The sequence below is a fragment of the Haladaptatus sp. W1 genome (assembly GCF_001723155.1).
Classification (GTDB): domain Archaea; phylum Halobacteriota; class Halobacteria; order Halobacteriales; family Haladaptataceae; genus Haladaptatus; species Haladaptatus paucihalophilus.
Genome location: NZ_MEIH01000334.1, coordinates 60,697 through 76,208 on the forward strand (window position 1 = coordinate 60,697; position 15,512 = coordinate 76,208).

The following is a 15,512-nucleotide window of genomic DNA, read 5'->3' on the forward strand; positions in this document are numbered from 1 at the left end:
ACACGTGTCGTCTCCTAACTACACCACATATTATCATGGTATCATGAGTACACAAACAGAACAGAACGCGGCCGACTCGGGACTGCTCCGCGGACTCGACGTGCTAGTGACGACCATTGCCCTCGCTTTCTGGGCATTCGTCCTTTGGTTCGCGAACACCCAACAGTGGTCGACGGTCAAATACGGCGTCGTCTTCGTCGGCGGTATCATGACCGTCTACGCCCTTAACGAGACGCGACTGGCACTGGCGGAAGGTGACTGGGTCGACGGCGCGGTGCTGATACCTGCGTCGCTCGTCCTCATCTCCGCGTCCGCGTACTTCGCGCTGAACTTCGACCAGGTGTACCTCTTCCGACAGGGATTCGCACTCGAACACGAGTACATGCTCGCCCGCCTCATCATCGTCGCCCTGCTGTACCTGACGTGGCGGGAGTTCGGGAACCTCTTTTTCTTCCTCGTCGTCGGCGTGCTGCTGTACGCCATCTACGGGAATCACGTCCCTGGCATCCTGGGGCATGCAGGTATGAGCGAGCTGACGCTCCTGCAGGCGACGGTCACCGACCTGTACGGGTTCTACGGGAACCTCACCCAGATCACTGCATCGAAGATCGCACCGTTTCTCCTCTACGCGGGCTTGCTGTTCGCGTACGGGGCGTTTGACCTCATCCTTCGGGTCGCTATCGTCGCCGCGAAGTACGTCCGCTCCGGCGTCGCCCAGACCGCTGTGCTCTCGTCTGCCGTCATCGGCTCCATTAACGGGTCGTACACTGCGAACGCAGCGATGACCGGGTCGTTCACTATCCCGACGATGAAAGACTCCGGGATGGCCAGCCACCGCGCCGCCGCAATCGAGTCGGTCGCGTCGACATCCGGTCAGGTGCTCCCGCCCGTCATGGGTGCGTCCGCGTTCGTGATGGCCTCCTACCTTCAGGTTTCGTACTTCCAAATCGTCGCCGCGGGTCTCGTCCCAGCGGCCATCCTCGTCGCGTCTATCGCCATCGCCGTCCACTACACGGCACTCAGCGACGCCAGCAATCAGGACCTCGATTTCGATGCGTTCTTCGAGGACGAACTCACGACTTCCCAGAAGTGGTTCCAGGCGGTTCGGTTCGGCGTCCCGTTCATCCTCCTCGTTTACCTGCTTGGGGTCGCCCAGTACACCGTGATGACGTCCGCGCTCTACACGGTGGTCGCGATGGTCATCACCGGTATCGCGATGCCGGTCGTCCACCGCGCAGTCACCGGATCGCTCGCTGACGCCGGCAACGAATTCCGCGAACAGGTGCTGGCCACTGTCCATGGCTTCCGTCGCGGCGCCATTATCCTCGCCCCAATCGCGATCATCCTCGTCGTTATCAGCGGTGTTGTCAATCTCTTCGGGACGACAGGCATCCCGTCAAAGATCGCGCTGATGCTCATCAACATCTCAGGCGGTGTCCTGCTGTTCGCCGTCCTGCTCGGGATGGGCGTCGCCATCCTGATGGGAATCGGGCTGCCGACGGTTGCCTCCTACGTCATCGTCGCCATCCTTATCGTCCCGACATTCGTCGCCGACTTCGGCGTTCCCGACCTCGCTGCCCACTATACGGTGTTCTATGCCGCGATTCTCGCGGGTATCACACCGCCGGTTGCTACCGCAGCAGTCGTGGCGGCGGGGATCGCCGAGGCGAACTTCTGGCGGACATGCGGTGCCGCGATCAAGATCGCCGCCCCCCTGTTCGTGCTCCCGGTCGCCTTCGTCTACAACACCGGGCTCGTGTCGTACACGCTCGGCACGCACACGCTCGCCGTCGGGACGCTCGTCCTGCTCGGCGCGATTGCGATGATCTACGGGTTGAACTATCCCTTTGAATTGAAACCCGGTCGCCGGATCCTGATACGTACCGTGCTCACTGTGCTGGGCGTGGTCGTGATGGTGTATCCGGGGTGGCTCGTGAAGGCCGCCGGGATCGTCGTGTTCGTCGGCATCTTCGTCGGCGAGAAAGTGATGTTCCACGACCTCGAACTTCCGTTCCTCACGGAGGTGAAACAATGAGTGCAAACGACGACCGAGGAGCGGCGAACGGTCAGGACGACCCGGCTGCGAACGCTGGTGATCTCGGTGAACTCATTCCCGAATCGCTGCTACCGGTGTGGCGACGTATCGAGACAATTCAGGCGTTCCGCAAGACGTACGGCGACCGGTACACTGGCGTTCTCGAGGTCCTGACAGCGCTCGCTCTCACCGCTGGCTACCTCTACTGGCTGTTTCTTTACCTGACCGCATAGCGGTCCACTCCCCGATTTTATCAACGCATCGAGAACGGGAGTGAGGGGTGCGCTACTGCTGCCACTCGGCCGCGCGGTTCACGTCGTGTGGGATGTGGCTCTCCTGCGTTTTTACGTCCTCAAGGTATGCACGGAGGTCCGCCCGATAGTTGGGGTGGGCGCAATTCTCGATGATACGTTCGGCGCGTTCGACTGGGGAGAGTCCGCGGACATCGGCGACGCCTTGCTCAGTGACAAACACGTCAATGTCGTGTTCGGTGTGGTCGACGTGGAACGCCATCGGAACGACGCGGGAGACGTTCTTCCCGGCAAGGCGAGCAGGGAGCGCACAAACGGAAACGAGCGAATTCCGATTGAAGTCTGCAGAGCCGCCTACACCATTGATCATGCGTTTCCCGCCGACGTGCGTAGAGTTAACGTTCCCGTAGAGGTCGAACTCGATAGCGCTGTTCACGCCGACGACGCCAAAGCGGTCGATGAGGCCGGGATGGTTGGAGACGTTGGCAGGGCGGAGGACGACGTCCTCGGCGTACCGTTCGACGTCTGCGAACAGTCGATCCTGACCGTCGCGGGTGAGGGCTAAGGAGGTAGCGCTCGCGCTCTCGAGACGGCCGGCGTCAAGCATGTCGAGCAAACCGTCCTGGATGAGTTCGCCGAAATAGACGACATCCCGGCCGCCGAAGTCAAGTTCCTTCAACTCGCCCATTAGTGCGTTGCCGAGGCTTCCAACACCGAATTGGAGATGGACGGAGTCCTCGAAGACAGGCGTTCTGCCGATCTCGTCGGCGAGGAACGCACCGAGATTTTGGGCGATAGCGAGGTCGTCACTGGTGGGGTCGCGAAACGTGTACGTCGAATCCGCGCGGTCGGTTTCGACGACGGCGATCAGTTTCTCGGGGTCGAAAGAGACGTAGGGGTTACCGATGCGGTCGCCAGGATCGTCAAGGGGTATCTCGCCGCGGTTCGGCGGTGCATCCGGCCGGTAGATGTCGTGTAACGCTTGCAGTTCGCGGGGTTGAGCGTAGTTCAATTCGACGATGATTTCGTCGGCGGCGGCGACGAACGCTGGAACCTGCCCGATCGACGTCGACGGGACGAACCAGTCCTCGCCCACGGCGACCGCTTCGACGATCGCGATATCCGGATCGACGAGGCCGCCGTACCGGACCTCGTTGCCGATGGCGGAGGCGTTCCGGTCACTGAACGCGATCTCACGGCGGTTTGTCATCGCACGGGCGACCCGGGAAGACTGGTAGGAGAAGCGGCGGGCAACAGCGCCAGACTCAACGAGGTCAACGTCGATTTCGTCGCCGACGTTCCCGCTGCTGACGAGGGTGAGCGCGAGGTCGCGGTCGTCTTTGGCGAGCGCGAGCGGAACGAGTTTCGGGTAGCCGACGCTTCCGAACCCGCTGGTGAGCACGGTGGCGTCCGGCGTGATAGTCGCGGCGGCAGTCGCAGCGTCCGCGAGCGGGAGATCACCGTACCGACGATCGGTGACGATACCCGCATCCGGGGGACGTTCACCGGTCATCGTCGATGGGTCGGAATTGGGGTAGGTCGCATCTGCACCGCCAATTCATGGCGGTACGGGAGCGATTCGTCGATATCGTGACGGTGTCGCATTTCAACTGCATAGTGCACGGGATATGGGTGATGACTGAACGTACGCACGTCAGCTATTAAATGTACGTTCCCCCGAAATTTGTGCGAGGTATCAGCGGTAGCGGACTCGTGGCGATGGGTCGCTTTCGCGTTTGCCCGGCGATGAGGTCGTCGTCGCTCATGAGTTGGGGGCGGATTATCGCATGTTCCTCGAGAACTCACTAACTTGATCGAGAACGCGGGTCGCTGTAGCGTTCCTGGTCGTTTAACTTGCTCTGTTGAATAGCGACCTAATCAGCCGATATCAATGGTTTAGAAGGGTGAAGCCGAGGGATTCGACTCTGTCCTATGGAAATCGATTTCTTCGACTTCGTTGTGCAGTGTCGTCGGCTAGCTAAACAAGCGTTGGGGAAGCACGCGGGGTCGCCTGCTGGATTTTCGTCTACTAAACATTTCCTCCTGTCTGATCGGTATTGCTATTCCTATGGGCCGATCAGAGCTAACTGCCGTGGTATGGCCTTATGACCAACCGGTTCATGGTGTTTGCCTCTAATTCACCCTGACGAGTAAACGTCTCAAAGGCGTTTACTCTAATTTAATTCAGCAGCTAATACTCTATCTTCTACGTGATCATCCTCGACTCTTGGCGCAAGGGCAGGACACCGAATTCTATCAGTATTGTGTCTCCTACCTGGAGGATTTGACAGGTTCGGACTGCTGTGACATACAGCGGATCGAGACTCGTTATTAATGAATCGTCAGTTTGAGGGAAACTCATATACACCACTACTGCATTCACCTACCGTCTCAATGACTTCCCTTTCAGAGTACGAAACGATCCGTTTGGTCTGGACAGACCTCAACGGTGTTGCGCGCGGCATCACGATGCCTGGTGGTGAGGCCGCACACGCGATCGAAGAAGGCGTCGGGTTCGCTAATGGGGTTGCAGAACTGACTCTCGAACCCGGACTCCTCGATGATCCAAAATACGGTGCCGAGGGTGGCGACATGATCGCCGTACCTGACGTCGATTCCGTGTCACCGGTAGAATGGGCCGATAACACAGCCACTGTTTTCACCGACTTGACTAACGTCGATAAGTCGCGCTTCGATCTCTGTAGCCGGAGTGCACTCCGGAGTGTTCTTGACAAGCTCGAATTGGAGGGATATATGGCTCGCGTCGGCGTCGAAACCGAGTTCTCACTGTTGAGTCCAAACGACGAGGGAGAATGGGTTCCGTTCAACGACCGCTGTTCCTATGATCTCGACGCTCTCGACGTAGGGTCTGGCCTCATTCATGACTGGATGAGCGCGATGGAAACGGCAGGAAGTCATGTCCTCGGTGTCCATCAGGAGTCTCAACCTGGACAGTATGAGATTAACATTCAGTACGACGACCCTCTTTCAACGGCGGATAATATCATGTTTCTTCGGCACGCGCTCAAGTCTATCTCGCGTCAACACGGCTATAAGACGACGCTCATGCCCCGCCCCCACTCGGGTGAGGATGCCAACGGGATGCACCTCCACCTCAGTCTCTGGAATCAAGAGGGATCGGAGAATCTGTTTGAAAGCACTACCGACGACATCCAATTCCCCGCGGGGAAAGTCCCAGAGAAGTCTGGACTTTCCGAGAAGGGTCGACACTTTGTCGGTGGACTCCTCGAGCACATGAAGGCGCTGACAGCAATCTGTGCGCCAACGGTCAACTCGTACAAACGGCTCCTTCCTGGCATCTGGGCGCCCGTCAATATCGCATGGGGGCCCGATAACCGCTCGACGGTGGTTCGTTTGCCACCCGATCTCGGATCGGCGACGCGGATTGAACACAGAGTTCCCGACTCAGCATGCAATCCGTATCTTGGTATCGCAGCCACGTTAGCCGCCGGACTTGACGGAATTCAAAACGAAATTGATCCAGGGGAACCGACGATGAAGAACGCGTATGAGGAAGAATACGAGCGTCTCCCTCGCACCCTTTGGGCCGCGCTTGAACATCTCGAGGATGATGAGGTCATTGCAAACGCGCTTGGTCCGGCAATCATTGAGGAGTTCATACGGCTAAAGCGCGATGAATTCAACCGCTCGATGAATCATGTGACTGAATGGGAACACGACGAATATCTGAACGAGTTTTAGTCATCGTCGGTCTGCCGGTCAAGCATTGGCTCGATCGCTTTCAAGATCTTCGACTCGGAAAGTCGAAGGTGTTCGCCGACGGTTGAGACACCCGTTGGGTCGAGTTCAGCGAGGTCTTCGAGTTTACACGAACGTGGTGAGTCGTAGTAACCTTCTTCAATCGCGAGTGAGAGTACCTCAAGTTGTCGTGCGGAGAGATCCTGAATGGCTTTCTTTACTTCAAGAAGCCCTGTAAACATCCGCTCGAAGTCTGTTGAGTGGAGCGAGTCGATCTTCACAGACCCCAATTGTTGGAGTTCCTCGTGGGCCTGACTCACTTGTTCATGTGACGGAGAGAGTACATCCCAGTGTTCGTGACCGTGGACGACAGTCGCTGGAATCGTGGGGAAACAGTTGTTCCTGAGCAACACATTTAGGACTGGTTCTGTGTCCACATCGTAGTTCCCTTCCAGACAGATGACGCCCCGATTATTAGCGCTTGTATAACTGACCAGCCGGCTTGTGTTCATTACTGGATGATTCTGAAGCCAGTCGACGAGTTCGTCGATTTCGCTTTCCTCGACTTGCGTCACCTCAATCATGGTAATGCTCGTTCCATGAATGAGGTAAGAGTAGATTATTGATGCCCGTATGTTTGGAAAAACGTCGTTAATCCTTTCAGTCCAGCACTCATTATGCTCAATTCTGAATGTGTATTCAATCATGATTCCATCATTGTGATCCTACTAGATTCAACTTCTGCCATATATATACCTCGGGGTCGGATTTTCATTGTTCAATTTAAAAATACTACCAATTTCATCCACGGTGTTGGGTTTTAAAACGACCGTCGTCACTAATAAATCATCCCAAAGTGACGGAGATATTGTTTACTCCCTAGTCAATCATGTGAATAGGTGTCATGGCAAAGGCCGAAACAGAAGCAGAACTAGATGGAACCGAATTCGATCATACTGTCAGCTGGTGGGGACCAGCAGTTATTGCCATTGGGCTGGTTGTCTCGACTTCGACCTTCGCGGGTGGATTTATTATGGTCGGTGAAGCGGGCCCAGCCTTCGTGATTGCGCTCCTGATTGGCTGCCTCATCAATCTCTTTGCGGCACTTGCGTTCACGGAGATGACGACGATGTTTCCGAGGGCAGGGCAAATTTACGAATACACCAAACAGGCGTTCGCCAAACACGGCTCGACACGATCGTTAACCCTCGCTGCAGGTATCGGAACAGGATACTGGTTGCTGTTCGGCCTCGTGTGGGCAGCCGAATCCACTGCTGGCTCAAGTGCCATGGTTCAGACTCTTGATATCGGATCTGTAGTACTCTGGATCTTGATTTTCAACCTAATCGCGGTTGGTATCAACATGCTGGGGATCGGTACGACACTCATCATCGAACTGCTTCTCATCATCGTGAATTTAGGAATCCGTGTCTCGTTAGGTGTTGTTGCGTATCTTGGGTTCACGAACGCAGGAGCGTCGAATGCGGCGGTTCTCACCCATCAATTCGCCCCATTCGGTTGGGCCGGTGTTCTTACCGCAACGACCTTCGGAGTATGGGCGTTCCTCGGCCTCGAGTTCGCCACACCGCTCGTTGAGGAAGTGAAGAACCCATCGAAGAATATTCCGAAAGGTATCGCGATTGGCGCCGTCATCATCCTTGCAGTTGGACTCGTGATGGGACTCGGCGTCGCCTCAGTGTTCGACCCAGCAGTCCGTCAGGCGGTGTATCTCGGGAACGCACCTCAGATTGAGATTGGGGGTCTTTTGCTCGGAGACCTCGGGGTTGGATTGACCGGTATTGCGTCATTCTCCGCCACGCTAGGTGCACTCTTGGCTGCGTATGCCTCTATTCCCAGAATCATCTACGCAATGGCTCGTGAAGGCCTCTGGCCCGAGCAGTTCGCCTGGCTCCACCCGCGATTTGAAGCCCCGTGGCCGGCCATCGGCCTCACGGCGATCATCGTGCTCATCCCGACGTTCTTCTCCGGGAAAGTCTCGCTATTGATCAACGCTGCGACCGCTGCATGGCTTATCGCATATCTGTGGGTGCTCGGTCTTGTCATCGTACTCAAATGGTCGCATGCGGATCTCAAAAGGCCGTTTAGTTTCCCAACGATCACCTACGTCGTTGGGATTCTCCTCACGTTGCTTGTCCTCGCGGGATACGCGAGTCAGTACGGACTTGTCGGAGGGGCATTATTGCTCTCTCTTGCGGTCGGTATCTATATCGTAGGATTCGTGTTTGCGAAGGCCTGGGTGTCGAGCCAGACGAGTGAGACGCTCCAAGAGGCGGCGATCAGCGCCGACGATTGATCGATTTACAGCAAGCGAAATTTTTTACTGAGCCAGTTAGCTCCGTAGCGCAACTCCCACGAGGGTATCGGCGGGCGCTATCGAGACCCAAGTTGGGGCAAGGTGAACTGGAAATCGCCCTGTGGAGGTCATGACCGCCCCACCCGGCATACCACCACCATCGGTTTGTGGTTCTCTGACACTTTTCGGTAGTCGTGAATCGGCTCATTTTTTGAGTGAAAAGTTATTCCTCAGCTGTTCATAAATAACCCTTCAGCTGAGTCCCGAGAAGGTGGGTGAGATCTATCCTTGTAATAAACACCCGCAAATAAACGGAGCAATCGAGTTCCATTAGAATCTTCTTCTTTCATATCGTTACATGAGTCAAGCTAACACCTCTCATTCTATGGCTTTGGACATTGCACCAGATTACAGGAGTGAATCCCAGCCAGCCTCGGGAAATGAGTACAGCAGCCACCTTCCAGCTAATACGTAAACTGAACAATGAAACTTGAATCAACAATTACTGGATCACAACGGACGTTCGACTCGATTCGAGAAGTGTTAGCGAAAGCAAATGAGGAAAAATCTGGAGACGAGCTTGCAGACATCGGCGCTTCATCGGCAGCTGAACGTGTCGCTGCCAAAGACACACTTAGTCGAATTTCACTCGCAACTCTCCGAGAGAATCCAGTTGTCCCATATGAAGACGATGAAGTGACCCGCGTCATCCAGGAGGCAGTAGATGACGCTATTTATGATGAAATCAGTGACTGGACAGTCGCTGATCTTCGTGAGTTCCTCGTTGATGAGCAGACGACTGAGGAGGATATCGACCGAATTCGACCGGGGCTGACCAGCGAGATGATTGCAGCGGTTGCAAAGATCATGTCGAACATGGATTTGATCCAAGCATCATCGAAGATGGTCATCACAGCTCGGTGTAATAACACAATTGGATCAGCAGGATCACTCTCATTCCGACTCCAGCCAAACGATCCAACTGATGATGTCGAGAATATTCGATATTCAATATGTGAGGGTCTCTCCTATGGAGTTGGTGACGCTGTTATCGGCATTAACCCAGTCGAGGATAATGCCGACAATACAAAGCGGCTGCTCGAGATGACAAAAGAGTTCATCGATGAGTGGGATATTCCCACTCAAAACTGTGTTCTTTCACATCTCACAACACAGATCAAAGCGGTCAAGAATGGCGCTCCTGCCGACCTCCTCTTTCAGAGTCTCGCCGGTACAGAAGCTGGTAACGAAAGCTTCGGAATTGATGTCGATCTCCTCGATGATGCCTACGAATTCGGCAAGGAGCACTGTACTGGCTCCGGCCCGAACTTCATGTACTTCGAGACGGGACAAGGATCTGAACTCTCGAGTGATGCACATGCAGGCATTGACCAGGTTACGTTGGAGGCACGATGCTATGGACTGGCCAAACGCTATGATCCCTTTATCGTGAACACTGTTGTTGGCTTCATTGGCCCCGAGTATCTCTATGACGGTAAGCAGGTCATTAGAGCTGGTCTTGAGGATGTCTTTATGGGCAAACTCACGGGCATTTCGATGGGTATCGATGCATGCTATACGAATCACATCCAAGCCGATCAGAACGATATCGAGAATCTAGCGGTGTTGCTGACCGCTGCGGGTTCAAATTATTTCATTAGTGTTCCGATGGGCGATGACACCATGCTCAATTATCAATCAAATAGTTATCACGATGCCTCTGCTCTCTGGGACATTTTTAATGTGCGGCCAGCACCCGAATTTGCAAAATGGCTCGAAGCAATGGGAATCACTGATAACGGACGGCTCACCGAGAAAGCTGGTGACCCAACTGTGTTCCTCAATAACAACCAATGACCAATAAAGAAACCCGCCACGCGGATGATGCCGACCACGAGGACGCCTTAGAACAAATTAGAAATATAAGTGCATCCCGACTTGGGGTTGGACGGAGTGGTACCCGGCCTCGCACGTCCTCTGTCCTCTCGTTTCGGGCAGATCATGCACAAGCACGTGATGCAGTCCTCACACAGGTCGATGAAGAAGCGCTTGACGAGTTGGGACTCATGCAGATCCAAAGTTGCGTTACCAACCAAGACCAATATCTTGCTCGACCCGATTTGGGACGCCAGTTATCAGACGAAACCAGTAGTCTGATTCGAGAGGAATGTATTCAGGATCCAGATGTCCAGATTATCGTCTGTGATGGGTTAAGCTCCACAGCAGTGGAAGAGAACATCCCTGATCTCTTACCGATGCTTACCAACGGTCTCGAAGAGCAAGGATTCGAGGTTGGAACACCACTCTTTGTAAAATATGGTCGTGTCGATGTGATGGATGCAATCGGCGAGGAGCTCGGTGCAACCATCATTGTGAATCTGATTGGAGAACGACCAGGATTGAACACGGCTAAGAGCTTGAGTGCATACCTCGTCTATAGTCCGCAACGAGGGATGGCGACGGCAAAGAAATCCGTTATCTCGAATATACATCCTGATGGGCTTCCCGCAATCGAAGCAGGCGCTCAAATTGTCGACCTCGTCAAACAGATGGATGAGAACGAGGGGAGTGGTCTTGATCTTGAGTAACGGAGAGTGAACTATGTCAGGATCTAGTTCTACTGTATTGACCAGTGTCGGTATCGATATCGGGACGACGACGACGCAGGTCATCATCAGTGAACTCACCGTTTCTTCTTCGGGTATCGGTGCTGTCTCTGTCGATGTTGAGGAGTCTCAGATTACGTATCGAGGGGCAATTTACGAGACACCACTCGTGGATGAGCACACACTCGATGTCCCTACAATTCAAAATCTGATCGAATCTGAGTTCGAGACAGCGGGCTACTCACCGACAGATATCGATAGCGGGGCCGTTATTGTCACTGGTGAATCCTCGTACAAGGAGAATGCGAAAGAACTGGTGAAGCTACTTGCTGAAGATACAGGGGAGTTCGTCATTGCAACGGCGGGCCCCGAACTCGAATCAGTACTAGCAGGATATGGATCCGGCGCTGCGACACGGGCTGCAGAAAACCACCAATCGATTCTCAATGTGGATATTGGTGGCGGGACCACGAACATGTGCCTCTTTTCTGGATCAGAGGTCGTCGAAACCCGCTGTCTTAATGTCGGTGGGCGATTGCTTCGATTCACTTCGGATGGCCGTATCACGCACCTCTCAGAGCCAGCAAAGTTCTTGATCGACACGTGTGGACTTGATATTCGTGTCGGCACGAAACCAGCTGATGAACAACTATCCCAACTTGCTACAGCGATGGTTGATGCTATCTTTGACACAATTGCTGGAAATCCCGTTCAGCCAGACACTAGATCTCTGACAATCGGGGACGCTGAATATTCTACTCGTGAGGACCCCGATGTCATGTTTAGTGGTGGTGTGGGTCGGCTCGTCCAGGCAGAAAGAAATTCATCGACCGACTCACAATTCACATTTCACGACTTTGGAGAGGCCCTTGCGTCAACGTTACAATCCCGACTCGAGCAATCGTCTCTTTCTGTCTATGAGCCGACCGAAGATATTCGTGCGACCGTTATCGGGGCTGGTACGCAGACGACATCTTTCAGCGGGACCACTGTTCATCTTGATGACTCACTGCTTCCCTTAAAGAACCTCCCCGTCATCGAAGGGCCACCGATTGAATCTGGTCAGGATCGAGATTACCTCGCACATGAAATCGAGTGCTGTATTGACCAGGGACTTGCATTATATGACACGAACCACAGTAATCCGATTGTACTTTCGCTTCCGTTGATTGAGACCCTGAGCTATGATCGAATCTCAACACTCGCACAGGCCCTCGCGAATGTCTATGACGCTCGATTTACCAACAACCAACCTCGTATCATACTCACACAGCAGAATTGTGCGAAAGCACTTGCACAGAGACTGAGAGCTGTCTCTGAATCGTCTGCACCTCTCATTGTCATCGACGAAATTGCAGCCAACGATGGCGATTACATAGATATTGGCGAGTCAATTATGACTGGCAGGACTGTCCCGGTCGTAGTTAAATCACTTGTCTTCGGAGACTAACGTTACCAGTTCAAATTGAATTTTTCCGCAACACTCCATGGGGCTTGTTTTTCGACCGTGAACTACCGGTGTTAGTATGCTATTGTAACTCACGACTGTTCATGTATTCTGCTCTCTATTTGCCTTCGCCAGCGACTATAGAATGCGACTAAATAAATTCCGCACTTGGAAGTTGGTAGACAAACTACTACAAATATAGTTAGGGACGATTCGGACGGGCACACAACGAGGGGAGATGAGGAAGCTAACTGAAATCCCACTAAATCGAGGTTAGAAACGCTTTCTCGGGGTAAACAGTTGAATAACTGTGTAGAGTGTTTTCTCGAGGACGACTATTATTACCAGTTCAAATGACCAGATACATTCGTCTCATGGTTAGTATTATATACTAACTAAGGCGCGGTGGATCATTAGATCTGCTCTTTCCGAATCATCACTATATCAGCCACAATTCGTTCGGAACCCTCTGCTGCAATGACGAGCATATTTAGTGCCGACGTACACGAAGCTCGATCACCGACATGAAATCCTGCATCCCAGCATCTGGCAATTGAACCTGATAGCCGTTGCCTGCGATTTGGAGTGTGGCGTTTTCGACTCGGTGGATCGAGATGATGTCGAGAGCGGCTGATGTCGAGAGTTCGACGACATTTTCATTTTTGACACGGTCGATGTCGACGACGAGGAGGAGATTATGTTGGGAATGGGAACACACGACTGTCTGCAAGTCGAATGGTTTCGCCGTCAGTTTCTTCGACAAGTCCAGCTGCCTGAGCGGGTTTTGTGACTTGGAGCAAGCCCATCGCCAGAGTCCTTGATCTTGTTGGGCATTACTGTTGGTATTGTATATTAACGTGAGGAATGTTCGCCTAACCAGTCGTATCCTTGGCGCAGCAGTAATCCATTCGGTTGCGACTGCTCTCCTAGGATATCGGAGACTCGAGATCCCGGAGGGTCACCTCTATCGATTTGTTGTGTGAAAGACCACCAAGACGTATAGACACACCCCTATCGACTTGTTCTTGTCAGCAGTAGAGCTGGGTCATCATTAACAACCACACCCTTATCGATTTGTTCGAAGAACAAGTTACTGCTTGAGCTGTGCGTTCACAACAGAACGGAGCTCGTCATAATGGACGTCGTCTAGGCGCGAATCTTCTCGGAGTGTTTCGATGATGGTCTCCGGGTTTTCACCAAATGTGAACTCGAGGTAGCTGCCCGAGTGTGGCCCTTGGCTTTTCCGCTCTGTCTCGACCAACGAATACGTCGTCAGTTCCTTCATCTTATTCACGTACGTCTCTTGGTGATACTGATCCGAACCGAGAGTGCCTGTAAGATACTGATACACTCGGTACCCGATCGGGCTTTTCGTTGCACCAGTTCCAGTTTCACGTGCCACAGCCGCAGTCGCGAAGAGACAGAGCTTCTTCTGCGTGCTAATCCCACGAGTTACCTCTAAGACGCGGTTCTGTTCAACCTTATCTTGGGCTTCTCGAACGTGCTCTTCCTGAACTTTGTCCGCGCCTGTTTTTTCTGCAATCGACCCCGCTGTTCGCATCAGATCGATCGCCTTTCGTGCGTCCCCATTGGTTTGTGCGGCGAATGCTGCTGCGAGCGGGATGGCGTCGTCACTGAGTGCATCCTCGTGAAAAGCATCTTCACGGGCTTGGAGGATTTCCCGGAGCTGGTTGGCATCGTAGTCGCTGAAGTGGACATCCTCGGGGGTAAACGAACTGAGAGCACGACTACCGACACTTTCCATCATCTTCGTATCGTTAGTAATGGCGGTCACGGAGACCTGGGCACTGATTTCATCGGTGCTTCCAGCACGAGAAAGCTGATAGAGAAGGCGGGAGAAGGCTGGCTCATCCTTATCGCGACGACCGACGAGCATATCGAGTTCATCGAGGATGACCACGACCGTATCGTAGTGTTCGTTGATAAGACGGTAGAGTTCGCGCCATTTTTTCTTGTTTGGAATGCCGTGTTCTGGAACGTCGACAGTCGTTCCGATGTCGTTCGCCACCTTTCGGGCAAGCTCATAAACGGCTGCACCGAGGGTACCCACGTTCTGGCAGTTCATCTGGATGACGCCGAACCGGATATCACGACTTTCGCAGAGTTCGACGATGTTCTGGCAGACGGCGTTGATGATGAGCGATTTCCCGGTCCCAGACGGTCCATAGAGGAAGAGATTCGGTGGCCGCTCGTTACTAATCGCGACGCGAAGGTGCTGAGTAATATCCGTGAGTTGGGTATCACGACCGACAATCCGTTCCTCATCGACGATCTCGTTTGGTTCGAGGAGGGAACGGTTCTTGATGAGACTCGCAGCTTCCTCCTGCTCAAGGATAAGATCTTTGATAGAACCGGTAGACTTGGGAGTTCCCTTGGGACCAGGATCCGTGGGCATACTTGATCCACTCTATCATGATACTAAAAGGTTCCCCTGTCGATTTCTTTTCTGCCAGTATGACGCTCAGAAACAGGATGTCGGGAGGTTACACTGCTGTCTTCCTTGACCCCCGACGATTTGTTAAAGAGTCTTTGTCTGGATCGATTTACGATGAGTCCAGTACACCCTCTCACCCCTATCGATTTGTTCTAACCACAATGGTGGTGAGGGTAGTCGAATCCATGAATGGACCGTCGTTGCATCTACGGCACGATTAGCGCAGAATTGAGAATCGTTTTCTTTATTTTCTTCTTTTCTTTCTAGTACTAGTCTATAACTAGCTAGAGGGACGCACCCCTATCGATTTGTTCTAATTACGTTCCCTCTGCCCATTTTCCGACAAACAGCTACTTAAAAGAGGATCCAATAGGATCACAAGACAGAGAACAGGGACGTGCAGCTATTTGTTGCCTTCTCTGTTTTCCAGGTTCTACTCCTATTGTCTCACCCCTATCGGTTTGTTCTATATGCCTGCAGTCAGCCGAATACGGTAATATTTGGGTATATGAATTCCGAAGTTATCAAAGGATGAGTTCTGGTAAGCTATCCCTTCGTGGATTCCCTGTGGTTGACTTCCTCACTATGCTCTTTCCCGCCAGAACAAATCGATAGGGGTGTGAGTGTGGTCTTTGGATTACCGTCAGGATATATTCGCCCATCACGTCTAGAGAGTGCTATCCT

The 15,512-nt window shown here is 53.2% G+C and carries 10 protein-coding genes and 1 pseudogene; 8 read left to right on the forward strand and 3 right to left on the reverse strand.

Annotated features, from left to right (window positions below):
- Positions 1–43 precede the first annotated feature (43 nt).
- Together BG842_RS19080 and BG842_RS19085 are read left to right on the forward strand one after the other, a co-directional pair.
- A complete protein-coding gene (locus BG842_RS19080) occupies positions 44–2,035 on the forward strand; it encodes a TRAP transporter fused permease subunit (protein ID WP_069452009.1) in 1,992 nt (663 codons plus the stop codon).
- Positions 2,032–2,268 carry a hypothetical protein gene (locus BG842_RS19085; protein WP_069452010.1) on the forward strand — a complete coding sequence of 79 codons (237 nt, stop codon included), beginning with the start codon at positions 2,032–2,034 and terminating at the stop codon, positions 2,266–2,268. The genes BG842_RS19080 and BG842_RS19085 overlap by 4 nt, the downstream gene beginning before the upstream one ends.
- Positions 2,269–2,320: 52 nt before the next feature.
- Here BG842_RS19085 and BG842_RS19090 read toward each other — a convergent pair whose 3' ends face one another.
- Positions 2,321–3,799 (reverse strand): acetyl-CoA hydrolase/transferase C-terminal domain-containing protein, encoded by a 1,479-nt coding sequence (locus BG842_RS19090; protein ID WP_069452011.1) that lies wholly within the window; start codon positions 3,797–3,799, stop codon positions 2,321–2,323.
- Positions 3,800–4,218: 419 nt separating this feature from the next.
- Here BG842_RS19090 and BG842_RS29100 point away from each other — a divergent pair.
- A pseudogene (locus tag BG842_RS29100) lies at positions 4,219–4,332 on the forward strand (IS5/IS1182 family transposase); the annotation flags it as partial.
- Positions 4,333–4,713: 381 nt separating this feature from the next.
- Positions 4,714–6,009: a glutamine synthetase family protein gene (locus tag BG842_RS19095; RefSeq protein WP_217493347.1), complete on the forward strand. Its 1,296-nt coding sequence runs from the start codon at positions 4,714–4,716 to the stop codon at positions 6,007–6,009.
- Here the strand turns inward: BG842_RS19095 and BG842_RS19100 are convergent.
- The gene (locus BG842_RS19100) at positions 6,006–6,713 is read right to left on the reverse strand and encodes a helix-turn-helix domain-containing protein (RefSeq protein ID WP_069452013.1); all 708 of its coding nucleotides are present in this window, start codon (positions 6,711–6,713) and stop codon (positions 6,006–6,008) included. The two genes, BG842_RS19095 and BG842_RS19100, sit on opposite strands and share 4 nt — an antisense overlap.
- 197 nt (positions 6,714–6,910) lie before the next feature.
- Here BG842_RS19100 and BG842_RS19105 point away from each other — a divergent pair, with 197 nt between their 5' ends.
- The 4 genes from BG842_RS19105 to BG842_RS19120 all read left to right on the forward strand — a co-directional run bounded on the left by BG842_RS19105 (position 6,911) and on the right by BG842_RS19120 (position 12,376).
- Complete coding sequence (locus BG842_RS19105) at positions 6,911–8,320, forward strand: APC family permease (protein ID WP_083252642.1); 1,410 nt, start codon at positions 6,911–6,913, stop codon at positions 8,318–8,320.
- A 483-nt stretch (positions 8,321–8,803) separates the two neighbouring features.
- A complete protein-coding gene (locus tag BG842_RS19110; RefSeq protein ID WP_069452015.1) occupies positions 8,804–10,177 on the forward strand; it encodes an ethanolamine ammonia-lyase subunit EutB in 1,374 nt (457 codons plus the stop codon).
- Positions 10,174–10,908: an ethanolamine ammonia-lyase subunit EutC gene (gene eutC / locus BG842_RS19115; RefSeq protein WP_069452016.1), complete on the forward strand. Its 735-nt coding sequence runs from the start codon at positions 10,174–10,176 to the stop codon at positions 10,906–10,908. Before BG842_RS19110 ends, eutC begins: the two co-directional genes overlap by 4 nt.
- Positions 10,909–10,921: 13 nt before the next feature.
- Positions 10,922–12,376, forward strand: a complete 1,455-nt coding sequence (locus BG842_RS19120) for an ethanolamine ammonia-lyase reactivating factor EutA (RefSeq protein ID WP_069452017.1) — start codon at positions 10,922–10,924, stop codon at positions 12,374–12,376.
- 1,087 nt (positions 12,377–13,463) lie between these two features.
- Here BG842_RS19120 and BG842_RS19130 read toward each other — a convergent pair.
- Complete coding sequence (locus BG842_RS19130) at positions 13,464–14,789, reverse strand: orc1/cdc6 family replication initiation protein (RefSeq protein ID WP_069452018.1); 1,326 nt, start codon at positions 14,787–14,789, stop codon at positions 13,464–13,466.
- Positions 14,790–15,512 lie beyond the last annotated feature (723 nt).